Origin of the sequence: Plantibacter sp. T3, assembly GCF_902506515.1 — a bacterium.
GTDB classification, from domain to species: domain Bacteria; phylum Actinomycetota; class Actinomycetes; order Actinomycetales; family Microbacteriaceae; genus Plantibacter; species Plantibacter auratus.
This window is the reverse complement of the sequence record NZ_LR733286.1, coordinates 2,050,484-2,075,609: the sequence shown is the minus strand read 5'-3', so window position 1 is coordinate 2,075,609 and position 25,126 is coordinate 2,050,484. Positions and strand designations below refer to the sequence as shown.

The 25,126-nt window shown below is 69.7% G+C and carries 22 protein-coding genes and 1 tRNA gene; 8 read left to right on the top strand and 15 right to left on the bottom strand.

Features of this window, described 5'->3' with window-relative positions; all coding sequences use genetic code 11:
- Positions 1-22: 22 nt before the first annotated feature.
- Both glmU and GV015_RS09965 read right to left on the bottom strand, forming a co-directional pair.
- A complete protein-coding gene (glmU, locus tag GV015_RS09970; RefSeq protein ID WP_124768955.1) occupies positions 23-1,504 on the bottom strand; it encodes a bifunctional UDP-N-acetylglucosamine diphosphorylase/glucosamine-1-phosphate N-acetyltransferase GlmU in 1,482 nt (493 codons plus the stop codon).
- Between the two features lie 47 nt (positions 1,505-1,551).
- Positions 1,552-1,623, bottom strand: a tRNA-Gln gene (locus GV015_RS09965).
- Positions 1,624-1,735: 112 nt separating this feature from the next.
- On the opposite strand from GV015_RS09965, the gene GV015_RS09960 reads away from it, so the two are divergent.
- The gene (locus tag GV015_RS09960; RefSeq protein ID WP_064296482.1) at positions 1,736-2,230 is read left to right on the top strand and encodes a MarR family winged helix-turn-helix transcriptional regulator; all 495 of its coding nucleotides are present in this window, start codon (positions 1,736-1,738) and stop codon (positions 2,228-2,230) included.
- 83 nt (positions 2,231-2,313) lie between these two features.
- Here the strand turns inward: GV015_RS09960 and GV015_RS09955 are convergent, their stop codons facing one another.
- The 4 genes from GV015_RS09955 to GV015_RS09940 all read right to left on the bottom strand — a co-directional run bounded on the left by GV015_RS09955 (position 2,314) and on the right by GV015_RS09940 (position 6,953).
- Positions 2,314-2,973 (bottom strand): methionine ABC transporter permease, encoded by a 660-nt coding sequence (locus tag GV015_RS09955; protein ID WP_064296483.1) that lies wholly within the window; start codon positions 2,971-2,973, stop codon positions 2,314-2,316.
- Position 2,974: 1 nt separating this feature from the next.
- The gene (locus GV015_RS09950) at positions 2,975-4,003 is read right to left on the bottom strand and encodes a methionine ABC transporter ATP-binding protein (RefSeq protein ID WP_159878151.1); all 1,029 of its coding nucleotides are present in this window, start codon (positions 4,001-4,003) and stop codon (positions 2,975-2,977) included.
- Between the two features lie 103 nt (positions 4,004-4,106).
- A complete protein-coding gene (locus GV015_RS09945; RefSeq protein WP_124768953.1) occupies positions 4,107-5,015 on the bottom strand; it encodes a MetQ/NlpA family ABC transporter substrate-binding protein in 909 nt (302 codons plus the stop codon).
- 138 nt (positions 5,016-5,153) lie between these two features.
- A complete protein-coding gene (locus GV015_RS09940) occupies positions 5,154-6,953 on the bottom strand; it encodes an ABC-F family ATP-binding cassette domain-containing protein (RefSeq protein WP_159878149.1) in 1,800 nt (599 codons plus the stop codon).
- Between the two features lie 61 nt (positions 6,954-7,014).
- Between GV015_RS09940 and GV015_RS09935 the strand changes: the two genes are divergently transcribed.
- From GV015_RS09935 to GV015_RS09925, 3 genes are all read left to right on the top strand, one after another.
- Positions 7,015-7,890, top strand: coding sequence for a spermidine synthase (locus GV015_RS09935; RefSeq protein ID WP_159878147.1), 876 nt, complete (start codon positions 7,015-7,017; stop codon positions 7,888-7,890).
- Positions 7,891-8,006: 116 nt separating this feature from the next.
- On the top strand, positions 8,007-8,573 hold the full coding sequence (locus tag GV015_RS09930) for a TetR/AcrR family transcriptional regulator (protein WP_121289883.1): 567 nt from the start codon (positions 8,007-8,009) through the stop codon (positions 8,571-8,573).
- Positions 8,570-9,601, top strand: a complete 1,032-nt coding sequence (locus GV015_RS09925; protein WP_121289880.1) for a diacylglycerol kinase family protein — start codon at positions 8,570-8,572, stop codon at positions 9,599-9,601. Before GV015_RS09930 ends, GV015_RS09925 begins: the two co-directional genes overlap by 4 nt.
- 135 nt (positions 9,602-9,736) lie before the next feature.
- Here GV015_RS09925 and GV015_RS09920 read toward each other — a convergent pair whose 3' ends face one another.
- Genes GV015_RS09920 through GV015_RS09910 form a run of 3 tightly spaced genes read right to left on the bottom strand, consistent with a single transcriptional unit; the run spans position 9,737 to position 12,896 of the window.
- On the bottom strand, positions 9,737-11,401 hold the full coding sequence (locus GV015_RS09920; RefSeq protein WP_159878145.1) for an FAD-binding oxidoreductase: 1,665 nt from the start codon (positions 11,399-11,401) through the stop codon (positions 9,737-9,739).
- Positions 11,398-12,102, bottom strand: a complete 705-nt coding sequence (locus GV015_RS09915) for a 1-acyl-sn-glycerol-3-phosphate acyltransferase (RefSeq protein WP_138946648.1) — start codon at positions 12,100-12,102, stop codon at positions 11,398-11,400. The genes GV015_RS09920 and GV015_RS09915 overlap by 4 nt, the downstream gene beginning before the upstream one ends.
- Entirely contained in the window at positions 12,099-12,896 is a 798-nt protein-coding gene (locus GV015_RS09910) for an SDR family oxidoreductase (RefSeq protein ID WP_159878143.1), read from the bottom strand. Before GV015_RS09910 ends, GV015_RS09915 begins: the two co-directional genes overlap by 4 nt.
- Before the next feature lie 79 nt (positions 12,897-12,975).
- Between GV015_RS09910 and GV015_RS09905 the strand changes: the two genes are divergently transcribed.
- The 3 genes from GV015_RS09905 to GV015_RS09895 are packed head-to-tail and all read left to right on the top strand — an operon-like array spanning position 12,976 to position 17,055.
- Complete coding sequence (locus GV015_RS09905) at positions 12,976-13,878, top strand: hypothetical protein (protein ID WP_229938712.1); 903 nt, start codon at positions 12,976-12,978, stop codon at positions 13,876-13,878.
- On the top strand, positions 13,875-16,271 hold the full coding sequence (locus GV015_RS09900; RefSeq protein ID WP_159878141.1) for an SDR family oxidoreductase: 2,397 nt from the start codon (positions 13,875-13,877) through the stop codon (positions 16,269-16,271). Before GV015_RS09905 ends, GV015_RS09900 begins: the two co-directional genes overlap by 4 nt.
- Positions 16,261-17,055 (top strand): ferritin-like domain-containing protein, encoded by a 795-nt coding sequence (locus GV015_RS09895; protein ID WP_124768945.1) that lies wholly within the window; start codon positions 16,261-16,263, stop codon positions 17,053-17,055. The genes GV015_RS09900 and GV015_RS09895 overlap by 11 nt, the downstream gene beginning before the upstream one ends.
- Positions 17,056-17,127: 72 nt before the next feature.
- Here the strand turns inward: GV015_RS09895 and GV015_RS09890 are convergent, their stop codons facing one another.
- The 6 genes from GV015_RS09890 to rsmI form a co-directional block, all read right to left on the bottom strand.
- Positions 17,128-18,066 carry a 4-(cytidine 5'-diphospho)-2-C-methyl-D-erythritol kinase gene (locus tag GV015_RS09890; RefSeq protein WP_064296493.1) on the bottom strand — a complete coding sequence of 313 codons (939 nt, stop codon included), beginning with the start codon at positions 18,064-18,066 and terminating at the stop codon, positions 17,128-17,130.
- 40 nt (positions 18,067-18,106) lie between these two features.
- A complete protein-coding gene (mgrA, locus tag GV015_RS09885) occupies positions 18,107-19,174 on the bottom strand; it encodes an L-glyceraldehyde 3-phosphate reductase (RefSeq protein ID WP_159878139.1) in 1,068 nt (355 codons plus the stop codon).
- A 9-nt stretch (positions 19,175-19,183) separates the two neighbouring features.
- The gene (gene rsmA, locus GV015_RS09880) at positions 19,184-20,035 is read right to left on the bottom strand and encodes a 16S rRNA (adenine(1518)-N(6)/adenine(1519)-N(6))-dimethyltransferase RsmA (protein ID WP_124768943.1); all 852 of its coding nucleotides are present in this window, start codon (positions 20,033-20,035) and stop codon (positions 19,184-19,186) included.
- A gap of 75 nt (positions 20,036-20,110) precedes the next feature.
- Positions 20,111-21,016, bottom strand: coding sequence for a TatD family hydrolase (locus GV015_RS09875; protein ID WP_159878137.1), 906 nt, complete (start codon positions 21,014-21,016; stop codon positions 20,111-20,113).
- The gene (gene metG / locus GV015_RS09870; protein WP_159878135.1) at positions 21,013-22,593 is read right to left on the bottom strand and encodes a methionine--tRNA ligase; all 1,581 of its coding nucleotides are present in this window, start codon (positions 22,591-22,593) and stop codon (positions 21,013-21,015) included. Before metG ends, GV015_RS09875 begins: the two co-directional genes overlap by 4 nt.
- A gap of 41 nt (positions 22,594-22,634) precedes the next feature.
- Complete coding sequence (gene rsmI, locus GV015_RS09865) at positions 22,635-23,492, bottom strand: 16S rRNA (cytidine(1402)-2'-O)-methyltransferase (RefSeq protein ID WP_159878133.1); 858 nt, start codon at positions 23,490-23,492, stop codon at positions 22,635-22,637.
- 68 nt (positions 23,493-23,560) lie between these two features.
- On the opposite strand from rsmI, the gene GV015_RS09860 reads away from it, so the two are divergent.
- Entirely contained in the window at positions 23,561-25,123 is a 1,563-nt protein-coding gene (locus tag GV015_RS09860) for a dolichyl-phosphate-mannose--protein mannosyltransferase (RefSeq protein ID WP_236555392.1), read from the top strand.
- Positions 25,124-25,126: the final 3 nt, after the last annotated feature.

The following is a 25,126-nucleotide window of genomic DNA, read 5'->3' as shown; positions in this document are numbered from 1 at the left end:
TGCCGGAATCCTCCGGCCTCACTCACGAGTCGACGTTACCAGCCGCAGCCGTGTCGTCCGACACGGCATCCACGGTCGGTGCCGCCGAGGCAGCGCCGGCAGCCGTCGCAGCCGCCGTACCCGGGCGCTTCTGCTCGACCCAGCCCTCGACGTTGCGCTGCTGCGCGACCGTCAACGCGAGCGCCCCTGCCGGGACGTCCTTGCGGATGACGGTGCCGGCACCGGAGTAGGCGCCGTCGCCGACGCTGACCGGGGCGACGAGCGTGTTGTGCGCGCCGGTGCGGACGTGCGATCCGATGGTCGTGCGGTGCTTGTGCACACCGTCGTAGTTCGAGGTGATCGTGCCGGCACCGACGTTCGACTCGACGCCGATCTCGGTGTCGCCGATGTAACTGAGGTGCGGGACCTTGCTGCCCTCACCGATCTGCGCGTTCTTCGTCTCCACGAAGGTGCCGATCTTGCCGCGCTCGCCGAGCACCGTGCCGGGTCGCAGGTAGGCGAACGGCCCGACCTCGGCGCCGGCACCGATGACCGACAGCGTCGCGTCCGTGCGGCGGACGCGCGCACCAGCGCCGACCTCGGTGTCGATGAGCGTCGTGTCCGGACCGATCGTCGCACCGGACTCGACGACCGTCGCGCCGAGGATCTGCGTCCCGGGAAGCAGAGTGACGTCGGCGTGCAGCCGCGCCTTGATGTCGATCCACGTTGTGGCCGGGTCCTGGACGGTCACGCCGGCGAGCTGCCAGGCGCGCACGAGGAGGGCGTTCAGCTTGGCCGCGGCGGCACTCAGCTGGGCGCGGTCGTTGATGCCCTCGACCAGCCAGGAGTCGCTCACCGGGAGCGCCGAGACCTCGGAGCCCGCGCGCCGCAGGAGGCCGATGACGTCCGTGAGGTACTTCTCCCCCTGGGCGTTGTCGGTGGTGACCTCGGCGAGCGCGTCGCGGAGCTGGCTCACGCCGAAGAGGTAGACCCCGGCGTTGATCTCGTTGACGGCTCGCTCGGCGTCGGTCGCGTCCTTCTGCTCGACGATGTAGTCGAGTGCCCCGGCCTCGGTGCGGATGATGCGTCCGTACCCGGTCGCGTCGTCGGGCATGGCCGAGAGGATCGTCGCCGCGACGTCGTGGTTGCGGTGGCGTTCGATGAGCGTGGTGAGCGTGGCGGCGTTCAGCAACGGGACGTCGCCGTTGACCACGAGGACGTCGCCGTCGAAGTCGTCGGGCAGCGCCAGGAGCGCCTGCTCCACCGCGCGACCGGTGCCGGGCACCTCGTCCTGGTCGACGATGGTCGCACCGGGGAGCTCCGACTCGATGGCCTCGACGAGGCGGTCGCGCTCGTGGCGGACCACGGCGATGACGTGCCCGGCGTCGAGCGAGCGGGCGGTCGCCAGCACGTGGCCGACGATCGGCACGCCGCCGAGCGGGTGCAGGAGTTTCGGCAGCGCCGACTTCATGCGGGTTCCCTGGCCAGCAGCCAGGATGATGATGGCCAGACGGTCGTCGGTCACGTGTGCTCCCCCTCGGTCCGGGCACTCGCCCGGTCGGTGATCGGTCGCTCCGCCACCAGGATTCGAACCTGGACCGAACAGCTCCAAAGGCTGCCGTGCTGCCGTTACACTATGGCGGACCACCCCGCGAGACGGCGGAGCGTGGTCAATTCTGCCATGGATGTGCCGCCTCGGAATCAGCTCGCGGCGGCCGATCGAGCCCCGACGCCCGCGTGCCTCGATAATGGTGGGATGCCAGCTAGCACCGATGAGGTCGACCGGATCGTCGACGCCTGGAACCGCGAGCGCCCGGACCTCGACTTCTCGCCCCTCCAGATCCTCTCCCGTGTCGCCCGGCTGTCACGCCACCTCGACCGGGCGCGTCGGGCAGCCTTCACCCGGTCGAACCTGGAGCCGTGGGAGTTCGACGTCCTCGCGGCGCTCCGTCGCGCCGGCTCCCCCTATCGGCTGAGTCCGAAGGCCCTGCTGCTCCAGACGCTCGTCTCGAGCGGCACAATGACGAACCGCATCGACCGCCTCGTCGAGCGCGGACTCGTCGAACGCCAGGGCGACCCCAACGACGGCCGCGGCATCCTCGTGCAGATGACGAACGCGGGACTCAACACGGTCGACGCGGCCATCACGCGCCTCGTCGACGCCGAGGCGGACCTGCTCGACGGGCTGAGCTCGACCGAACAGGCCCGACTGACCGTCCTGCTGCGGAAGCTCAGCCTCGACTTCGACTAGCGGAACACGCTCGGTCACTGAGCCTGTCGAAGTGCGCCCTTCGACAAGCTCAGGGACCGGACTGGGGGGGGCTCAGGGACCGATCAGCGGCGGAGGATCTTCCGGGCCAGCCAGTTGCCGAAGAACTGGATGAGCTGCACGAGCAGGATGATGATGATCACCGCGGCCCACGTGACGACCGGCTCGAACTGGCGGAAGCCGTACTGGATCGCGAAGGCACCGAGTCCACCGCCGCCGATGAAGCCCGCGACCGCCGACATGTCGACGATGACCACGAACACGAAGGTGTAGCCGAGGATCAGCGGACCGAGCGCCTCCGGGAGGACGATGCTCAGCAACGTCCGGAGCCGGCTCGCACCCGCGGCACGCGAAGCTTCGATGACGCCGGGCGAGACGGTCAGCAGGTTCTGCTCGACGATCCGGCTGATGCCGAAGGTCGCCGCCAGGGAGATGATGAAGATGAACGCGTTCGCGCCGATGCCGGTGCCGATCACGAGTCGTGAGAGCGGCTGGGCGGCCGCGAGGAAGATGATGAACGGGATCGGCCGGAAGATGTTCACGATCACGTTGAGCACGCCGTAGAGCACCGGGTGCGAGTAGAGGTTGCCGGGCCGCGTCACGTAGAGCCCGGTGCCGACGACGAGTCCGGCGATCCCACCGAAGAGCAGGCTGAAGGAGACGAGGTAGAGGGTCTCGACGGTCGCGTCGCCGAGCTTCGGGAGCAGATCGATCAGTGCGTCCATGTCAGCGCACCTCCGTCACGGTGGCCTGGGATCCGATGGCGGTCAGCGCTCCGTCGATCGTCTGGTCGTCGCCGCGGAGGGCGAGCGTCAGGTGGCCGAATGCACGACCCTGGATGTCGTTGATCCCGCCGTAGACGAGCTCGAAGTCGACGCCCGCCTGCGCGAGCGTGAGGAAGACGCCCGCCTGCGAGGCGTCGCCGTCGCGGAAGGACAGGGTGACGATGCGCCCGACGTGTCGTTCCTTGAGTACCGCCAGCTCGGCCGGTGACGGGACGCCCTTGATGACCGTCGACACGAAGCGCTTGGACGCGGCGTGCTGCGGGTCGGAGAACACCTCGAAGACGTCGCCCTGCTCGATGACCTTGCCGCGCTCCATGACGGCGACCTTCGTCGCGAGCGACTGGATCACCTCCATCTCGTGGGTGATGACGACGATGGTGACGCCGAGGTCGCGGTTCACCTGCTTGAGCAGCGCGAGGACCTCCTGCGTGGTCTCGGGGTCGAGGGCGCTCGTCGCCTCGTCCGCGAGCAGGATCCGGGGCGAGGTCGCGAGCGCGCGAGCGATGCCGACGCGCTGCTTCTGCCCGCCGGAGAGCTGGTCGGGGTAGTTGTCGGCCTTGTCGGACAGCCCGACGAACTTCAGCAGCTCGTCGACCCGGGTGCGGATCTCGGCCCGGGAGCGCCCGGCGACCTCGAGCGGGTACGCGATGTTCTTCCGCACCGACTTGGAGTTGAAGAGGTTGAACTGCTGGAAGATCATCCCGATGCCGAGGCGGAGGTCGCGGAGACCGCGCTCCGAGAGCGTCGTCACCTCGGTACCGTCGACGACGATGCTCCCCGACGTCGCGGGCTCGAGCGCGTTGATGAGGCGGACGAGGGTCGACTTGCCGGCTCCCGAGTAGCCGATGATCCCGAAGACGTCACCGGCCTCGATGTCGAGGTCGACGCCGTCGATCGCGGCGATCGGTGCGGCGCCCTTCTGCGGAGACGGGTACCGCTTCGCGACGTCTCGGAGGCTGACGAGTGGCATGGGGGTGTCCTCGGTGTGTCGGGTGATCAGGAGGCGGTGAAACGACGAAGCGTTCCTGTGGGAGCGGATGACAGCCTCCCACAGGAACGCTCTGAACGTTGGATCAGCCCTTGGCCTTGATGTCCTTCTGGACGGTCTCGAGCGACTTGACGAGGTCCTTGACCGGGGTCTTCAGCGGAACCGCGGTACCGCCGGAGTTCTCCACGACGCCGTCGACGACGGACTTCGTGTCCTGGTAGATCTTCACGAGCTTCGCGTACGTCTCGTTGTCGGCGTCTGCGGCCTTTGCGGCAAAGATGTTGACGTACGGCAGCGCGTTCGGGTCGGACGGGTCGTCCTCGGCGATCGCGTCGGACGCTTTGAGACCGGAGTCGTTGATGAAGTCGTTGTTGATGATCGCGCCGGTGACGTCAGGCAGCGAGGTCGGCGTCAGCGATGCCTCGAGCGAGGTGACGGTGACCTTCGACTTGTCGGCGATGATGTCGTCCGGCGTCGAGAAGATGTTGCCGCCGTCCTTCAGCTCCAGCAGGCCTGCGGACTGCAGGACGAGGAGCGCACGAGCCTGGTTGCTCTCGTCGTTCGGGATGGCGATCGTGTCGCCCTTCTTGATGTCCTTGACGCTGTCGACCTTGGTCGAGTAGAGGCCGAGGGGGTAGATCGCCGTCGAGCCGATCGGCGTGAGGTCCTCACCCGAGGCCTCGTTGTACTGCGCGAGGTAGACGATGTGCTGGAACTGGTTGAGGTCGATCTCGCCCTCGGTGAGCGCCGGGTTCGGCTGCGTGTACTCGCCGAAGTCGACGATGTCGACGAAGATGCCCTCCTTCTCGGCGGCCTCCTTGTACGTCTCCCAGTAGGGATCGCTCGCGCCGACGACGCCGATCTTGACGGGGTTCGCCTCGGTGCCCTTGTCTTCAGCGGCGGCGCCTGCGCCTGAGCCGCCGGCGCATCCGGCGAGGAGCGCGATGGCGGGGATGATGGCCAGTCCGGCCAGAAGCTTCTTCGAGAAGGTCATTGCTGTGATTCCTCTTTCGGGTGGTGCGCGCCGGTGGACGCTGATTCGACGGTACGTCGGCCTAGCAGGGATGACGAACCGGTGCGTAACACTTCGGAACAGAGCGACGATCGAGGTGGTCCGGCCGCCGCGAGTGGACTACTCGACGAGCTCGGAGAGCTCCAACCAGCGGACCTCGAGGTCGGCGATCTCGCCGTACATGGCCTGGATCTTCGCGCCGAGCGCGGTGATCCCGGCGAAGTCGTTCTGGTCGTGGACCGCGACCTTCTCGTGCGCCTGCTCGATCTGACCGTTGAGCTTGTGGAGCTTGCGGTCGATCGCCTTGATCTCCTGCTGCGCGTTCCGGAGCTCCGCACCGCTCAGCTTCGGCGTCTTCTTGGTCGGGCCACCGCCGGAGGCCGTCGGGCGGTCGTGCTCCTGCGAGCGGCTGCCGGCCGTCCCGGCGTTGAGCTCCAGGTACTGGTCGATACCGCCGGGCAGGTGCCGGAAGTGGCCGTCCATGATCGCGTACTGCTGGTCGGTCACGCGCTCGAGGAAGTACCGGTCGTGCGAGACGACGAGCAGGGTGCCCGGCCACGAGTCGAGGAGGTCCTCCATGGCGGCGAGCATGTCGGTGTCGAGGTCGTTGGTCGGTTCGTCGAGGACGAGGACGTTCGGCTCGTCGAGGAGGATGAGCAGAAGCTGCAGGCGGCGGCGCTGGCCACCCGAGAGGTCCTTCACCGGCGTCGACAGCTGCGCGCTCGTGAAGCCGAGGCGCTCGAGCAGCTGTCCCGGCGTCATCTCCTTGCCGCCGGCGACGTAGCTCGTGCGCTTGCGCCCGATGACGTCGCTCACGCGGTCCTGCTCGTACTCGGCGAGCTCGTCGAGCTGCTGCGTGAGCGTCGCGACCTGCACGGTCTTGCCGCGCTTGACGCGACCCTCGGTCGCTTCGACCTCGCCCGTGACGAGCCCGAGGAGGGTGGACTTGCCGGCGCCGTTCACGCCGAGGATGCCGGTGCGCTCGCCCGGGGCGATGCGCCACTCGACGTCCTTGATGACCGTCCGGTCGCCGTAGGACACGGTGACGTCGAGGATGTCGACGACGTCCTTGCCCAGGCGGGCGGTCGCCATGCCGGCCAGCTCGACCGCGTTGCGCACAGGCGGCTCGTCGGCGATGAGCGCGTTGGCGGCCTCGATGCGGAACTTCGGCTTGGCCGTGCGGGCGGGAGCGCCACGGCGCAGCCAGGCGAGCTCCTTCTTCATGAGGTTCTGGCGCTTGGCCTCGGAGACCGCGGCGGAGCGGTCGCGCTCGACGCGCTGCAGGACGTACGCCGCGTACCCACCCTCGAAGGGCTCGACGATGCGGTCGTGCACCTCCCACGTGGCCGTGCAGATGGCGTCGAGGAACCACCGGTCGTGGGTCACGACGAGCAGGCCGCCGGAGTTCTTCGACCAGCGACGGTTGAGGTGCTGCGCGAGCCAGGTGATGCCCTCGACGTCGAGGTGGTTCGTGGGCTCGTCGAGGAAGAGGATGTCGTGGTCGCCCACGAGCAGGGCCGCGAGCGCGACCCGGCGGCGCTGACCACCGCTGAGGTCGGCGACGAGGGCGTCCCAGGCGATGTCGGAGGCGAGGCCGGAGATGACGTCGCGGACCTTCGGGTCGCCAGCCCACTCGTGCTCGTCGAAGCCGCCGACGATGGTCTGCCCGACGGTCTTGTCGTGGTCGAGGGTGTCGGACTGGTCGAGCACGGCGACCGTGACGCCGTTGCGCACCGTCACGCGGCCGGAATCGGGCTCCTTGCGGCCGGCGAGGAGGCCGAGGAGCGTGGACTTGCCGTCGCCGTTGCGGCCGACGATGCCGATGCGGTCGCCCTCGTTCACCCCGATCGTGATGCCGTCGAAGACGACCTTGGTCGGGTACTCGAGGTGGAGCGCTTCAGCGCCGAGAAGGTGTGCCATATCCGGTCAACGATACCGGGCCCGGGCGTCGACCACCGCCCGTGCACCGTAGGCTGCACGGGTGCCTCTGTTCTCCCGTTCCCGCCGGCTGCCGTTCGGCCGTCGCGACGCCCGGATCACCCTCCTCGACAAGCGGACGCTGCGCTACGAGCTCAGCGTCGACGACATCCCGCAGTCGGTGGTCTCCCTCGCGGACCCCCGCTTGCTCGAGTACCCGTACATCCGGCACATCGCGCGCGTGATCGACGCCGAGGCGCCGGCGGGCGAGGAGCTCTTCGTCGTCCACCTCGGAGCCGGAGCGTTGACGCTCCCCCGCTACGTCCAGGCGACGCGTCCGGGATCGTCGCAGCTCGTCGTCGAGTTCGAGCCGGAGCTGTACGCCGGGATGCTGAAGGCGCTCCCGCTCCCGGACGGCCATCGGGTCGAGGTCCGCTTCGGCGACGCCAGGGCCGTCGCGGACGAGCCGATCGACGAAGCCGCCACCACCGACGCGGACGTCACGGCGTGGCGGGACGCGAAGGTGACCGTCGTCGACCTCTGGGACGCCGCGGTGATCCACCGTCGGGTCGCGAGCCTCGAGTTCTACCGCCGAGTGGCAGCGCGGTCCGCGGACGACGGCGTGATCGCGGTGAACCTCCTCGACGGCAGCCCCTTCGACTACTCGCGACGCCAGGCGGCGACCCTGCGGACGGTGTTCGCGCATGTCGCCGTCGTCCTCGACTTCGATCCGGTCGACGACGAGGGGCCGCTCGGCAACGTCGTCGTCTTCGCGAGCGACGCACCGCTCGCGGCCGTGACGCACCCGCAGCTCTTCGGCGCTCCCGCCCCTGAGCAGCTGCACGGTGACGCTCTGACGGCCTGGATCGACGGGGCGACGATCATGACCGACGCCGACGGCGAGGACTCCCCCGACCCCGACGACCCCCGCTGGGACTGACGACCACACCGTCACCGGGGCCCTCCCTATGCGCGCCCAGCCCATTGCGCTACGGTGGGCGTAGCGCAATGGACCGATCCGACCGGACTCCGGCGTCGCGCGGAGGAGGTTGGTCGGTGCCCGTCTCCCGACGCGTCTCCCGCGCTCAGCAGATGAGCGACCGCATCCTCGACGCAGCCCTCGACCTCATGCGCTCGCGTGGCTCGGTCGCCGTCAACATCGAGGCGGTCGCGGAGACCACCGGCGTGGCGAAGACGACGATCTACCGGCGGTACCGCAACCGCTCGGAGCTGCTCACGGCGGCCGTCGCCCGCGCCATGGAGACTCCCGTGGAGATCCCCGAGAACCTCTCGACCTACGACACCTTCACCTGGCTGCTCCACGAAGCCCGGGCGATGATCGAGGACGTGGTGGGCCGGGGCACGATCGCGTCGATCCTGCTCCAGGACGACCCGGAGTTCTCGACGCTGCTCCGCGACCTCACGAGGAACCGGGCGCGCGCGCTGTCCAACCTGGTCGACGAACGGATCTCCACCGGCGATCTGAAGCCCGGACTCGACGGCCGGCTCGTCGCGACCCTGCTCCTCGGCGCGGTCCTCGGACAGCTCGTCCGCGGCGCCGACATGGACGACGACTGGGCGGAACAGGTCCTGTCCGTCCTCTGGCCGGCACTGGCCGCATGACGCGAGGCAGCACCCCGCCGCACGCTGCGGTGATCTACAACCCGACGCGCATCCAGCTCGAGCGCGTGACGAGGCTCGTCGACGCCGCAGCCGCCGAGGCCGGCTGGGGCCCGACCAGCTGGATCCCGACCCGCGAGCGGTCGACCGCGGTCGACCAGGTCGCGGAGGCGCTCGGGGGCGGTGCGGCGCTCGTGATCGCCGCCGGCGGTGACGGGACGGTCCGCGAGGTGGCCGGGGCGATGCGTCACACCCGGACGCCGTTCGCCGTCGTCCCCGTCGGTACCGCGAACCTCTTCGCGCGGAACGCCGGGATCCCGATCGACACGGTCGCCGCGGTGCGGGCCGCGTTCACCGGCGAGGACCGCAGCGTCGACGTCGGCCTGATCGAGTACCGGAACCCCGAGGGCGTCCGGCGCAGCACCCCGTTCCTCGTCATGTCGGGCTTCGGTGTCGACGCGGACATGGTGGCCTACGCCGACCCGGTGCTCAAGCGCCGCTTCGGCTGGATCGCCTACGTCGTCCCGATCATCCGCGGACTCTTCCGCCGCGACCGGCCCCGCGTCTCCTGGAAGGAGGACGGCGGACCGATCCGGAGTGGACGGACGCACACGATGTTCGTCGGGAACTGCGGCACCGTCTCAGCGGGCCTCGACGTCCTGCCCGACGCCCTCCTGGACGACGGTGTGCTCGACGTCCTCATGGTGCGCTCCCTCGAAGGGTGGGACGGGGTCCGCGTCACGCGCTGGCTGCACCGCGCGAACAATCCCGTCGCCCGGTTCTCCAAGGGCAGACGGACGCGGGGCCGCCGCGTGCAGCCGAGTGCCGTCGAGACGGCCGGCTCCGCCGGAGGTGCGCTCCGCTACCTGCGGGTGCGCCGTATCGACGTGACGGTCTCACCGCCCGCCGAGTTCCAGGCCGACGGCGACGGGATCGGCCTGGTCTCTGCGGCCCGGCTGACCGTCGACCCCGGTGCGCTCATCGTCCGGCTGCCGGCGACTGCGGTGCGATCGGGTCGGCTCCGGCCCTGAGCCCGCCCTTCGACAGGCTCAGGGACCGGAGGAGCGGCTCAGGGACCGGAGGAGCGGCTCAGGACCGGAGGAACGGCTCAGGGACCGGAGGAACGGCTCAGGGACCGGAGACCGCGCATGGACCGGAGGAACGACTCAGTCCGCGAGGATCTTGCCGGGGTTGAAGTTCGAGCCGGGGTCCGCGCTGTCGAAGAGGCCGCGCATGATCGCGACGCCCTCGGTCGAGATGTCCTGCTCCATCCACGGCGAGTGCTCGACGCCGACCGCGTGGTGGTGCGAGAGGGTGCCACCGTGGTCGACGAAGGACTGCTGGATGGCCGACTTGACCTGCTCGTACTCGCCGATCGGGTCGTCGCCGGTGATGAACGCGAAGGTGAAGTACAGGCACGCGCCGGAGTGGTACGAGTGCGAGAGGTGGCACATGATCCACCCGTGCACCCCGAGCTTGTCGTACGCGGCGTTGGCGGCGTCGTTCGCGGCGTCGTAGACCTCCTGCAGGCGCGACCAGGGCGCTGCGGTCTCCGAGACGTCGGCCGCGGCTCCGCGGTCGAGGAGGAAGTCGCGCAGGTACGGGGTGTCGAACTTCTTCTGGTCGTAGAGGGCGCCGGGGCCCTTGCCGACGCCGATGCCGCCGTGCTTCCGGACGATCGAGCCGACGAGGCCCTTCTCGTATCGCACGTGCGACGCGCTGCCCTCGTAGCCGATGAAGGAGAGGCACAGCTGCTCGAGGTCCCAACCCCTTGCCGTGAGCACCTTCATGAGCCCCTTGGTGACCTGCGCCGAGACGCCGGTGCTGGCCTTGCGGGTCGCGAGCGAGAAGCCGCTCTCCCGGGCGTTCGACACCCGGGTGACCGAGGGGCTGGCGTCGCTCTCCGCGATCTCGTGCATCGCCGCGAGCCCTGCCTCCCAGGTGGGGAAGAAGTAGCCGAGGACCTCGCGGACGGCCGGCGTCCGGTGGACCTGCACGGTGACCTCGGTGATGATGCCGAGTCGACCCTCGCTGCCGATGATCATCTCGCGGACGCTCGGTCCGGTCGACGCGCTCGGGACGGGACGGATCGCCACGATGCCGTTCGGGCGGACCATCCGCAGGCCCTTGGTGATGTCGGCGATGTCGCCGTACTTGTCGGACTGCATGCCCGAGGAGCGGGTCGCGACCCATCCGCCGAGCGTGGAGTGCGTGAAGCTGTCGGGGAAGTGGCCCATCGTCCAGCCCTTGGCGCCCAGCTGCTCCTCGATCGAGGGGCCCTGCGCGCCGGCCTGGATGGTGGCGAGACCGGAGCCCTCGTCGATCGACAGGACGCGGTCGAGCCGGCCGAGGTCGAGCGAGATGATGACCCGCTCCTCCGTCGGCTGCGGGTCGAGCGAGCCGGCGATGTTGGTGCCACCGCCGAACGGGATGATCACGGCGTCTGCGGCGACGGCTGCAGCGACGACCGACGCGACCTCGGCCTCATCAGCCGGGTAGACGACGAGGTCGGGCGTGCGGGGCAGGTCGTTCGCGCGGATCCGGAGCAGGTCGCGGATGCTCTTGCCGTAGGTGTGGACGACGCGTTCCTGGTCGTCCGTGGTCACGTGCCCCTGACCGACGAGCGTCGAGAGCTCGGCGATGAACTCGTCGGACGCGCGCGATGCCGGGACGGTGAGCTCGTCGAAGCTGAGGTGTGCCTGCGCCGGCTTCCGGAGGTCGAGACCGACGGCCTGCTTCACGAACGGCGCGAAGTCCGGCTTGTTGCTGTGCTCGAAGGCGACCCCTTCGACTCCCCAGCCCCACCACTTCATGTGCTCCACAGACGTCATCCGGCTTCCTTTCGTGGTGTGTCGATCGAAACGTGTGTTCCCGGCTCGACCGAAGCGCGCAGCGCGACGATCTCAGCGACGACGCGGTCCATGAGCTGGACGGGCGTCTCGTTCGGCTGCGGGTGGATCGGTTGCCCGAAGACGACGCGCACCGGCGGTCGTCCGGGGACGGGCCAGTTGCGACCCTTCGGCATGGCGGAGTGGGTGCCGAGGACGGCCACCGGGAGGCAGGGGATGCCCTGGCGGGTGGCGAGTGCCGCGGCACCGGGCTTGAACCGGCCGAGCTCACCCGTCCGCGATCGGCCGCCCTCGGGGAAGATGAGGATCGGGACGCCGCTCTCGAGCAGCTCCCGTGACACGCCTGCACGCTTGCGGTCGCCCGAGCGGTCGACCGGGAACGCGTTGAAGAAGAGGGCGGCGAAGATGCGGCGGGCGGGGACGTCGAAGAAGTAGTCGGCGGCGACACCGGCGGCGAGATAGCGCGACAGTCGACGCGGCATCGCCCCGACGACGAGCGGTGCGTCGAGGTGCGACTGGTGGTTGGCGACGACGATGTACGGCCCGGTGACGCCCGACAGGCGCTCGCGACCCGTCACCGTCACGCGGGTCAGCGACCAGACGAGCGGCTTCAACAGCAGACGCTGGGCGACGAACCGCGCGTTGGCGTGGAGGGAGGAGGTGAACCGCGGCTCTGCGGTCATCGGTGGGCTCCTGACTGGGCGGCGTTGGCGGCTCGACGGCTCGAGGACATCCGGCCGGAGATCCACCGGATGGACGCACGGGGCGCGAACTTGACGAGGGCCATGAGGGCCTTGAAGCGGAAGCTCGGGATGGAGACGACGACCCCTCTCCCGGCGTCGCGGAGGGCGTCGGCGACCAGCCGGTCCACATCGATCCACAGACCCGACGGGATCGATCGGGTGCTGATACCGGCGCGATCGTGGAACTCGGTACGGACCCACCCGGGGCACAGAGCCGTGACGCGGACACCCGAGCCGGCGAGCTCGACCGCGAGCGCCTCGGTGTAGGTGGTGACGAACGCCTTCACCGCCGAGTAGCCGCCGGTGGTGATGTACCCCGCCGTGCTCGAGACGTTGATGATGGTGCCGCGTCCGCGTTCCCGCATGGCGCGGGCCGCGGCGCCCGAAAGCGTGGCGACGCTCCGGCACATGACCTCGATCGCGGTGTCGAGCTCGCTCGTGTCGGGATCGGTGAGGCGGGCGTGCACACCGAACCCGGCGTTGTTCACGACGACCTCGATCGGCGACGCCTGATCCTCGATCCGTGCGGCGAGTCTCGCGACGTCGGCGCGGTCCGAGAGGTCGGCACTGATCACCTCGACGGTGCGACCGGTCGCGCGCAGCCGCTCGGCCGATCGCTCGAGCCGCCCGACGTCACGGGCGACGAGCACCAGGTCGAAGCCCCGTCCGGCGAGCGCCGTGGCGAACGCGGCACCGATGCCGGACGTCCCACCGGTGACGAGAGCTGTAGCCATGGGGATCAGAATACGCTACGCGTTGCGTATCGTTGCAAGCTACAGTGATGAGGTCGGATCGTCACGGAACGGAGACGCCATGGTGAACCGGGATTCGCCGCGCGGAACAGCACCCGCGGCCCTCGAGGACGCGGAGCAGGAGAGCGCCATGCTGCGGCCTGCCCACGGGTTCAGCGTCCGCGACTACGCGAAGTCCGCCGTCGGCAGTCGTCGCAAGGAGATCGACGCCGCGGCTTTCGCCGAGACGCCGCTGAGTGCTGAGACGGTCGCACTGCTCCGCGCCCTGTCGGACATCGAGCGCGCGACCATGCAGTACCTCCGCGGGGTGCTCGTCACCCCCACCCATAAGGACGCCAGAGTCACCGCGTTCCTGATCACCTGGGCGTACGAGAAATACTGGATCACCGACACCCTCGACACCGTCCTCAAGGCGAACGGGACCCCGCGCGACAAGACGCGTTCGACGGGTCTCCGGCGCACCGTCCACGGTGTGCGCGACCGCTTCGCGCCAATCGGCCAGGCGCTCATCGCGAACGTGCTCGGCGAGGACATCATCGCCTGGCACATGACGATCGGGACGATCGACGACCTCATCACCCACGCGGCCTACCGTGCGGTGCGCGAGCGCGAGCCGCACCCCGTGCTCGACCGCCTCGTCGACGAGATCCTCGAGACGAAGGCCCGGCACCTCGAGTTCTTCACCGCACAAGCGAGCGACCGCCTCGCCGCATCGCCCCGTGCGCAGGGCATCACCCGTCGCCGCATCCGGAACGCCGTGTGGCCCACCGGCTCCGATGCGAACGGCCCCCGACAGACGGCGCGGTTCGCCGCGCTCGTGTTCCGCAGCACCGCCACCTGGAGCGACCCCGCCGTCCTCGGCATCGACGCGTCGATCGACGCGCTGCCCGGTCAGTCGGGCCTCCATCTCGCCGCCAGACTTGCCCGCCGCGGACGCCGCGGCAGCCTCGAGGAGAACCGATGACCGACAACCCCACCCCAGACGCCGAACAGCCCGACGCTCAGGAGCCGGAGGCTCAGCAGCCCGCCACCGCCCCGGATGCCCTCGACGGCGCGCACGTGCTCGTCACCGGCGGCACCGGCTTCCTCGGGCAGGCGGTGCTCGAGCGCCTGCTCGCCGATCACCCGACCACCCGCGTCAGCCTGCTCATCCGGAAGAAGGGGTCGGTCCGCGGGAGCGACCGTCTCCAGACCCTGCTCCGCAAGCCGGTGTTCAAGGCCTGGCGCGAACGCGTCGGCGCCGAAGCCGCTGCGGCGATCGTGGCCGAGCGCGTCAGTGTGATCGAGGGTGGCCTCGACGAGATGGCGCTGCCGGCCGACCTCGACGTCGTCATCCACAGCGCGTCGACCGTCTCCTTCGACCCGCCGATCGACGAGGCCTTCGCCACGAACGTCGGCGGCGCGACCACCCTGTACGCGGCGCTCGCGAAGAGCGGCGCGACCCCGCACGTCGTCCACGTCTCAACCGCCTACGTCGGCGGCACGCGGAAGGGCATCCAGCCGGAACGCAGCCTCGCGCACGACGTCGACTGGCGCGTCGAGGCCGAGGCAGCCCGCTCGGCGCGCGTCCGCACCGAGGAGTCGTCCCGTCGTCCGGAGGTCTTGCGCAAGCTCATGCAGACCGCCCGTCGCGAGCACGGCAAGGCCGGCCCCCAGGCCGTCTCGAACGCCGCCGAGGCTGCACGCATCGCCTGGGTCGACGCCCGACTCGTCGCCCACGGCCGTGCACGCGCCGAGAGCCTCGGCTGGACCGACGTCTACACCTTCACGAAGGCGATGGCCGAGCGGGTCGCCGAAGAGCGCTGGGCCGGCGAGGGCAACCGACTCTCCGTCGTGCGTCCGTCGATCATCGAGAGCGCGCTCGCGCACCCCTTCCCCGGCTGGATCGACGGCTACAAGGTCGCCGACCCGCTGATCATCGCCTACGGGCGCGGACAGCTGCCCGACTTCCCGGGCCTCCCCGACAGCGTGCTCGACATCATCCCCGTCGACTTCGTCGTCAACGCGATCCTCGCTGCGGCCCAGACCCCGCCGGAGCCGGCTGCGGCGCGCTACTTCCACGTGAGCTCCGGAGCCAGCAACCCGCTGCCGTTCCACAAGATGTACGCGAACGTGCACAGCTACTTCACCGAGCACCCGATCCCGGCAGACGCCGGTGACATCAGTGTGCCGACCTGGAACTTCCCCGGCGGGCGCGCGATCGAGCGCTCCATCGACCGGCGGCAGAAGGCGACGACGGCGGCCGGCCGGGTCGTCTCCCACCTGCCGGCGAACGCGACCACCCGCGGGTGGCAGGACCGGATCCGCAAGGCGTCGAGCGACCTCGGCTCGCTCCGCGACTTCACCGGGCTCTACCGCTCCTACGTGCAGAGCGAGATCGTCTTCGACGACCAGCGCACCCGTGCCCTGCACGCCTCACTGACGCCCGAGCAGCAGACGGACCGCGGGTTCGACGTCACCACGATCGACTGGGACGACTACTTCCAGCGCATCCACTTCCCCGCCGTCACGACCCTGACCCGGGCCTTCGCCAACCGCAAGGCGGGCGCCGCGAAGCAGCAGAAGATCCTGCCCGTGCGCGACGACGTCCTCGCGGTGTTCGACCTCGAGGGCACGGTGCTCGCCTGGAACCTCATCGAGCAGTACCTCTGGCTGCGGCTCGCCGCGACCTCGCGGTCGCGCTGGCCCATCGAGATCGCCACGCTCGGCGCGTCCATGCCGGGGTACATCGGTGCTGAACTCCGCGACCGCGGTGAGTTCATCCGCACGTTCATGCGTCGCTACGAGGGCGTCGACGTGGCGCAGCTCGAGAAGATCGTCCGGGGCGGCTTCGGCAAGGCCGTCCGGTCCCGCCTCCTCCCCCAGGCGCTCGAGCAGATCGCCGCGCACCGGGCGGCCGGTCACCGGACGATCCTCGTCACCGGCACCATCGACCTCATGACGGCTCCGCTCGAGCCGTTCTTCGACGAGGTCGTGGCCGGGGCGATGCACGCCGAGAACGGGCGCCTCACGGGTTACCTCGACAGCCCGCCGCTCGTCGACGAAGCGCGCGGCGCCTGGCTCACGCAGTACGCCGAGCAGCACGGCATGGACCTCGCGCACTCCTACGGCTACGGCGACTCCCATGCGGACGCCGCCTGGCTGCAGCTGGTCGGGAACCCGGTCGCCGTCAACCCCGACCACACCCTGTACAAGCTGGCGCAGGCCGGCCGGTGGACGGTGCGAGAATGGGCACGAACCACCGGAGGCGTCCGCTCCGAAGACGAACTGACCCGCGCACCGCGCCCCGCACAGCCGAGAGGAGAGCGGACGGCCGAGGACACGATCCCCGACCGCCCCACCGCACATGGCGTTTGACATCGACAAGTTCACCGAGACGAGTGTCTCGGTGAACTGGAGCGACCTCGACTTCGACGAGTTCAAGACGAACCCGCTCCCCGCTTCCACCCTGCGCAGCCTGCGCTACATGTGCGACATCGAGTACCACACGGTCTGCTACCTGCGCGACATGCTCATGACGCCGTCCCACGAGGACGACGACGTCGGCGCGTTCATGACGATGTGGAACCGTGAGGAGTTCTGGCACGGGGAGGCGCTCGCCGCCGTCCTCGCCGCCCACGACATCACGGTCGACTTCGACGAGCTCAAGGCGACGCGCCTGAAGCTCGGCTGGAAGGACCGCCTCGACCCCATCAAGCAGTCGATCCTCGGCAACCTCGTTGGCACCGACTTCATCGCGGTGCACATGAGCTGGGGCGCGGCAAACGAGTGGTCCGCGACCGCCGCGTACACCCGCCTCGCGCAGTTGGAGCGGCACCCGGTGCTCTCGGTGCTCCTCAAGCGGATCGCGAAGCAGGAGACGCGTCACGTGGCGTTCTACGCGAGCCAGGCCAAGGCGCGCCTGGAGTCGTCGAAGAGCGCACGTCGACTCACCCGCTTCCTGCTCCGCAAGGTGTGGGGCCCCGTCGGCTCGGGCGTCATGCCCGACTCCGAGGTCACGCACGTCATGGGCCACCTCTTCGGCGACGAGGACGGCCTGGCCGAGGTGCGCCGCATCGACGGGCACATCGCCAAGCTCCCCGGCATGGAGGGGCTCACGATCATCGAGAACTCGCTCCGCGTGCGCGGCGTCGCGGCCTGAACCGCGCCACCTCGTACAGCAGCCCCGGTCGGATCTCCGACCGGGGCTGCTTCGTGTCGTGCGGGCCGCGTCTCAGCTCTGCGAGACGATGCGGGCACCGTGGACCGGTCCGTGGGCACGGATGACCTTCAGCCCGGACGAGGCGAGCGTCACCTGCAGTTCGACGGCGTCGTCGGTGTCCGCCGCCAGGAAGGCGATCGTCGGCCCGGAGCCGGAGACGAGGCTGCCGAGGGCGCCCTGGGAGTCGCCGAACTCGAGCACCTCGCCGAGCACCGGGCGCAGCTGCAGCGCAGCGGCCTGCAGGTCGTTGTAGAGGACCTCGCCGAGGAGGTGGGCGTCGCCCGCCCGCAACGCCTGGAGCACCGCGGCGTCGACCGTCGGCTGGCGACCGGACGGAGAGATGTCGAGGATGTGCCGCGCCCGGTGGGCGTCGAGCTCCTGGTAGACCTGCGGGGTCGACATGCCGAAGTCGGCGAGGGCGAGCACCCACTCGAACTGCCCCTTGGCCAACGCACTGCTCAGTTGGTCGCCGCGGCCGGTGCCGACAGCGGTGCCGCCGAGCAGGGCGAAGGGCACGTCGGCGCCGAGGCGTGCCGCCAGCGCCAGGAGGTCGTCGCGGCTGCGTTCGGTCCCCCAGAGGGCGTCACAGGCGAGCAGCGTGGCCGCGGCGTCGGCTGAGCCGCCGCCCATCCCGCCGGCGACCGGCACGTGCTTCTCGATCTCGAGCCGGACACCGCCGCGGTACCCGGTCCGTCTCGCGAGGGCCTTCGCGGCGCGGATGGCGAGGTTGCTCGTGTCGGTCGGCACACCCGACACGTCCACCGAGCCGGAGAACGACACACTGAAGTCGTCGGCCGGGTACGCGTGCACGTCCTCGTACAGCGAGATCGCCTGGTACGCGGTCGCGACGTCGTGGTAGCCGTCGTCCATCACTTCGCCGACTTTGAGGAAGACGTTGATCTTCCCCGGTGCTCGCACGTGGACGTGCTTGAGGATGGCCTCGGTGGTCATTGTTCCAAGTTAGTCGATCGAGCAGGCGCCTCAGACCGCGTCACTTGTCGGAGGAGTCCGCCCAGATGTTGACGTCGGCGCCCTCCGCGAGTCGGTCGATCTCCTCGAGCTCCTCGGTCGTGAACGCGGGGCCGTCGAGCGCCGCCAGGTTCTCGTCGAGCTGCTCGGGGCGGGAGGCACCGATGAGGGCGGAGGTGATCGCGGGGTTGTTCAGGACCCAGGCGAGCGACATCTGCGCGAGGGTCTGCCCGCGCTCCACGGCGATGTCGTTGAGGGACCGGAGGCGGGTCGCCATCTCCTCGCTCACCTGGCGGTCGGGCAGGGAGGGACGGTTCGTCGCACGTTCGGCCGGGCCGTCGCCGAGGTACTTGTCGGTGAGCAGCCCCTGCGCGAGCGGCACGAACGCGATCGCGCCGAGGCCGGTCTCGGTCAGCACCTCGGTGAGGCCGTCCTCGACCCAGCGGTTGAGGATCGAGTACGACGGCTGGTGGATCACGAGCGGCGTGCCGAGCTCGCGAGCGACGGCGTGTGCGGCGGCCGTCCGCTTGGCCGAGTACGACGAGATGCCGACGTACAGGGCCTTGCCGGAGCGCACGATCGCGTCGAGCGCGGCCACGGTCTCCTCGATGGGCGTGACCTCGTCGACCCGGTGCGAGTAGAAGACGTCGACGTAGTCGAGACCCATCCGTTCGAGCGACTCGTCGAGGCTCGCGGTCAGGTACTTCTTCGAACCGAAGTTGCCGTACGGGCCTGGCCAGAAGTCGTAACCGGCCTTCGACGAGATGATGAGCTCGTTGCGGTACGGACCGAAGTCCTCGCGCATCATGCGACCGAAGTTCGTCTCGGCGGAGCCGTAGGGCGGGCCGTAGTTGTTCGCGAGGTCGAAGTGGGTGATGCCGTGGTCGAACGCGTGGCGCAGGAGCGCGCGCTGCCCGTCGAACGGCCGGTTGTCGCCGAAGTTGTACCAGAGGCCGAGCGAGATCGGTGGGAGGAAGAGCCCCGAGGTGCCGACCTGGCGGTAGTCGTTCCGCGCGTAGCGGTCGTCCGCCGCGGCGTACGGGCGGTGGATGTCGGGGACGTTCAGCGGGAATCGAGCATCAGCGGTCATGCGCCAACGTTATCGTCCCGCACGCACGATCGACAGGAAGTCGTGGACCGTGAGCTCCTCGCCGCGCGCCGTCGGTTTCACTCCGGCGGCCTCCATCTGCTCCGTCGCGGCCTGGGAGCTGCCGAGGACGCTCCCGAGAGCCTGCCGGAGCATCTTGCGACGCTGCTGGAACGCCGCGTCGATGAGCGCGAAGGTCTTGATGCGCTCCTCCTCGGTGCCGATGACGTCGGCGCGTCGCTCGAATCCGACGAGCACGGAGTCGACGTTCGGAATGGGCCAGAACACCTGGCGGCTCACCTGGCCGGCGATGCGCCACGCGCCGTACCAGGCGGCCTTCGCGCTCGGGGCGCCGTAGACCTTACTGCCCGGGCCGGCGGCGAGCCGGTAGCCGACCTCGGCCTGCACCATGACGACGCCGGCCGTCAGCGAGGTGAAGTGCTCCAGGAAGTGCAGGAGGACGGGCACGGAGATGTTGTACGGCAGATTGGCGACGAGTCGGTTGGGCTGCGCGGGGAGTTCCTCGATGCGCATCGCGTCCTCGTGAACGACCGACAACCGGTCGATCATGCCCGGTGCCATCTCCCCCACGGTGAGCGGCAGCTGCTTGGCGAGCCGGCCGTCGATCTCGACGGCGACGACGCTCGCGTCGGCCTCGAGCAGGCCGAGGGTCAGCGAACCGAGTCCAGGGCCGATCTCGACGACGACGTCGCCCGGAGCGACGTGTGCGACCGACACGATCTTGCGGACGGTGTTCGCGTCGATGACGAAGTTCTGACCGAGCTTCTTCGTCGGCGTCACGTCCAGCAGGGTGGCGAGATCTCGGATCTCGGCGGGGCCGAGCAGGGCGACGGAGGCGGTCATCCCTCCAGTATCCCTGATCGGGGAGCCGGTCCTCGTCGGGCGACGGGCGCGAGGCTCGGCGACGGGCTCAGTCGCTCAGTCGGCCCAGGAGCCGTAGACGCGCTCGGTGTTCGTCGCGAGCTGCGTCGCGAACGCGGCGACGTCCTCACCCAGGTGCTCGGCCATACCGCGCACCGTGTACGGGAGGAGGTACGGCGCGTTCGGCCGCCCGCGGAACGGTGCGGGCGTGAGGTAGGGCGCATCGGTCTCGACCATGATCAACTCGCGGGGCATGATCGCGAGCGCCTCACGCAGCGGTGCGGCGTTCTTGAACGTGACCGTCCCGGCGAAGGAGGCGTACCAGCCGTGCTCGGCGCACAGCTCGGCGAGCTCCGGGCCGCCCGAGAAGCAGTGGAAGACGGTGCGTTCCGGAGCGCCCACTCGCAGGAGCGTCTCGACGACCTCGTCGTGGGCGTCGCGATCGTGGATCTGCAGTGCGACACCGTGGCGCTTCGCGATGGCGATGTGCGCTTCGAACGATGCGAACTGCGCCGCGCGGCCGTCCTCCTCGGTGCGGAAGAAGTCGAGGCCGGTCTCGCCGACGGCGCGGACGCGAGGCTCCGCCGCCAGACGGTCGATCTCGGCCAGCGCCTCGTCCAGGGTGCCCGCGCGGTCGAGGTCCGGTGCGTCGTTGGGGTGGATCGCGACCGCCGCGAGCACGCGGGGGTCACGAGCGGCGATCGCCGCCGACCAACGCGAGGTCTCCACGTCGGTGCCGACCTGCACGATGCCGCGGACCCCGACGGAGGCCGCACGGTCCAAGTGCTCCGACGGGGTCAGCGGGGCGTCGCCGTCGGCGTGCTCGAGGTGCGTGTGGTTGTCGTAGACCGCGACCGGCAGCGCCTCAGGAACCTCGGGGTAGCTCAGCTGCTTCCGCTCCCCCGCTTCGCGCTGCCGCAGGTGCGGTGTGGCGGCCGGATCCGGCGCGACGCCCCCGCTCATTCGGCGACGGCCTCGATCCGCGGGAACAGGGGCTCGAGCCCTGCAACCGAGGTGCCGGCGGGCAGCTGCCCCCAGGTGCCGACGTCGCCGATGCGCTGTGCGCCGAGCTCGCCGAGGGCGGCTTCAGCGCCGAGGGCGGACCACAGCTTGGTGGTCGCCTTCGGGACGAAGGGGTGGAGCAGGACCGACAGGGCGCGCAGGCCCTCGACCGCCGTGGCGAGCACAGTGCCGAGCCGCTCCCGCTCGGCCTCGTCCTTCGCGAGCGCCCACGGCTCCTGCTCGGTGATGTAGCCGTTCAGCTCGTCGACGATCCGCCAGATGGCCGCGAGCGCGTCCTGGATGGCGAGACGCTCGATCGCGGCGTCGGCGTCCGCAGCAGCCCGGGCGACCGTCTCCTGGATGGCCACGTCGGCCGGTCCGGCGGGGCCACTCGCCGGCACGACGCCGTCGAAGTACCGCGTCACCATGGCGAGCACGCGCGACGCGAGGTTGCCGAAGCCGTTCGCGAGCTCCGCCTGGTACCGCGCGGAGAGGTCCTCCCAGCTGAACGAACCGTCCTGCCCGAACGCGATGGCGCGCATGAAGTAATAGCGGAACGCGTCGGATCCGAAGGTGTCGGTGATCTCACTCGGTGCGATACCGGTCAGCTTCGACTTCGACATCTTCTCGCCGCCGACCAGCAGCCAGCCGTGACCGAAGACCCGCTTCGGGACCTCGAGCCCGGCGGCCATGAGCATGGCCGGCCAGATGACCGCGTGGAACCGCAGGATGTCCTTGCCGACGATCTGCGTGGCGGGCCAGCGCTCGGCGAACGCCTCCTCGTCGGAGCCGTACCCGGCGGCGGTGATGTAGTTGAGCAGGGCGTCGAACCACACGTAGACGACGTGGCTCTCGTCCCATGGGACCTTGATGCCCCAGTCGAATGTCGAGCGGGAGATGGACAGGTCTTTGAGCCCCTGGCGCACGAACTGGATGACCTCGTTGCGCGCCGACTCCGGCTGCACGAACTCCGGTCGCTCCTCGTAGAGGGCCAGCAGGCGCTCGGCGAAGTCGCTCATGCGGAAGAAGTAGTTGCTCTCCTGGAGCAGTTCGACCGGCTTCGAGTGGATCGCGCACACGAGCTGCCCGACGTACTCGCCGGTGCCCTGCACGAGGTCGCTCTCCTGCTTGTACTCCTCACAGCCGACGCAGTAGTACCCCTCGAACTCACCGGCGTAGATGAAGCCGGCGTCGTACAGGCGCTGGAGGAAGAGCTGGACGTTCTGTTCGTGCCGCACGTCCGTCGTGCGGATGAAGTCGTCGTTCGAGATGTCGATCGTGTCGAGCAGCGGGTACCAGGACTCGCTCACAAGCTTGTCGGCCCACTCCTTCGGCGTCACGCCGTTCGCGGTCGCCGTGCGCAGGATCTTCTGGCCGTGCTCGTCGGTCCCGGTCAGGAACCAGGTGCGGTCGCCGGCCTGACGGTGCCAGCGCGCGAGGACGTCCGCGGCCACCTCCGTGTAGGCGTGCCCGATGTGCGGGGCATCGTTGACGTAGAAGATGGGCGTGGTGATGTAGAACGAGTTGCCGTCGGCCATGGGGTCAATCCTAGGACGAGCGGGCGTGGCCACCGTGCCTGTTACGGCGAGGGACGCACCTGCGCGTCCGGCGACGCTTTCGGAGGCCGGGCTGCGAGGGCCGCCTGGTACAGGTCGCGCTTCGAGAGGCCGGTGGCCTCGGCGACCTCGTTGGAGGCGTCCTTCAGGCGTGTGCCCGAGGCCACGAGCGCGAGTACCTGCTCGAGCGCGGTGGCCGGATCGGCCTCGACGGCCTCAGCACCGGCGATGACGATGCAGATCTCGCCCTTCACACCCCCGGACGCCCATTCGGCCAGTTCAGCGGCCGTCCCCCGCTTGACCTCCTCGAACAGCTTGGTGAGCTCCCGGCACACCGCCACGCGACGATCGGCTCCGAGCACGGAGGCGATGTCCTCGAGGGAGGAGGCGAGTCGGTTGGGCGATTCGAAGAACACCATCGTGCGCGGCTCGGTCGCGAGGGCTCGGAGGCTGCTGCGTCGGTCGCCCGGCTTCCGCGGGAGGAACCCCTCGAAGGTGAAGCGGTCGGTCGCGAGGCCGGACACGGCGAGCGCCGTCACGACCGCCGACGGCCCGGGGATCGCGGTGACCTGGACGTCTGCGGCCGCCGCCGCGTCGACGAGGTGGAAGCCGGGGTCGGACACGGTCGGCATGCCGGCGTCGCTGAGCACGAGGACGTCGGTCTCGCGGGCCAGTTCGACGATCTCGGCGGCACGTTCGCGCTCGTTGTGGTCGTGCATGGCGATGAGCCGCGGCCGCGATTCCACACCGAGGGCGCGCAGCAGGTGGATGGCCGTCCGGGTGTCCTCGGCGACGATGACCTCCGCCGCGGCCAGCGCCTCCCGGAGTCGTGGCGACGCATCGCCGAGGTTGCCGATGGGGGTCGCTCCGAGGATGATCACCGGACCAGTCTCCCATCCGGTCGGGGTGGTTAGATGAGACGGTGTCGGTCGATCTTCTGGAAGCCCCTGTGACGGGATCCCGCCTCGACCGCTGGTGGGAGCGGATGCTCCGCACCGAGCGCCGCCGGAAGCTCTGGATCTGGGGCGGCCCAGCCGCCGTGACGCTCCTCGCGTTCGTGCTGCGGTTCTGGAACCTCGGTCACCCGCACTCGCTCGTCTTCGACGAGACCTTCTACGTGAAGGACTCGTGGTCGCTGTGGCTGAACGGCTACGAGAGCACCTGGCCGGACGGGGCCGACGAGGGCTTCGCGAACGGCGACGCGGGCAGCCCGAGCACGAATCCCTCCTACGTCGTGCACCCACCACTCGGCAAGTGGCTGATCGCGCTCGGCATCGCCGTGTTCGGCATCGACGACAGCACCGGTTGGCGCATCTCCACCGTGATCGCCGGAACGCTCGCGGTCCTGCTCGTCACGCTCATCGCCAAGCGGTTGTTCACCTCGTCGATCCTCGCCGTCCTGGCCGGGTTCCTGTTCGCGATCGACGGGCACGCGATCGTCATGGCCCGGGTCTCGCTGCTCGACAACTTCGTGATGTTCTTCGTGCTCGCGGGATTCGGCGCGATCCTGTTGGACCGGTCGTGGCACGCGTCACGCCTGGCGGCGAAGGTCGCGTCCGCCCGGGCGAGGGGCGCCGATCCGGCCTGGGGTCCCGTCCTCTGGTGGCGGCCGTGGCTGCTCGCCGCAGGGGTCGCGTTCGGCGCGGCCACCGCGGTCAAGTGGAACGGACTGTACTTCCTCGCCGCGTTCGGCGTGTACGTGATCGTCACGGATCTCCTGCTCCGACGCCGACTGGGCCTCCGCCTGTGGGCGAGCGCGGCGGTCCTCAAGCAGGGCCCCGTGTCCTTCGTGACCCTCGTCCCGGTGGCCGCCGTCGTGTACCTCGCCAGCTGGACCGGGTGGATCAGGACGTCCGGCGGGTACGACCGCCAGTGGGCGGACGCGGTGGGGAACGCCTGGACCGGGACCTTCGCGTGGGTCCCCCACTGGTTCCAGAGCCTCCTGCACTACCACCAGAGCGCCTACAGCTTCCACGTCGGCCTCAGCACCCCGCACCCCTACGCCGCGAACCCGCTCGGCTGGCTGCTCATGATCCGGCCGACGAGCATGTACTACCAGTCCCCCGCCACCGGGACCGACGGCTGCGCGTGGGACGCCTGCTCCTCCGCGATCACCTCGATCGGCAACCCGCTCATCTGGTGGGGCGCCGCCGTCGCGCTCGGGTACTGCGTCTACCGGCTCGTCCGGTACCGCGAGTGGCAGGTCGGGCTCATCGTCCTCGGGGTCGCAGCGGGGTACCTGCCCTGGCTGCTCTACCTGAACCGGACGGTGTTCCAGTTCTACACGATCGTCTTCGAGCCGTACCTCATCCTGGCGCTCGTCTTCGCGATCGGGAAGATCCTCGGGTCCCGCGACGACCCGGAGGAACGACGGTTCGCCGGCGTCGGCGTCATCGGGGTGTTCGTGACCATCACGACGCTGTTGAGCATCTTCTGGTATCCGCTCTGGACCGCCATCACCGTGCCCTACTGGTTCTGGCACCTGCACGCCTGGTTGCCGTCATGGGTGTGACGG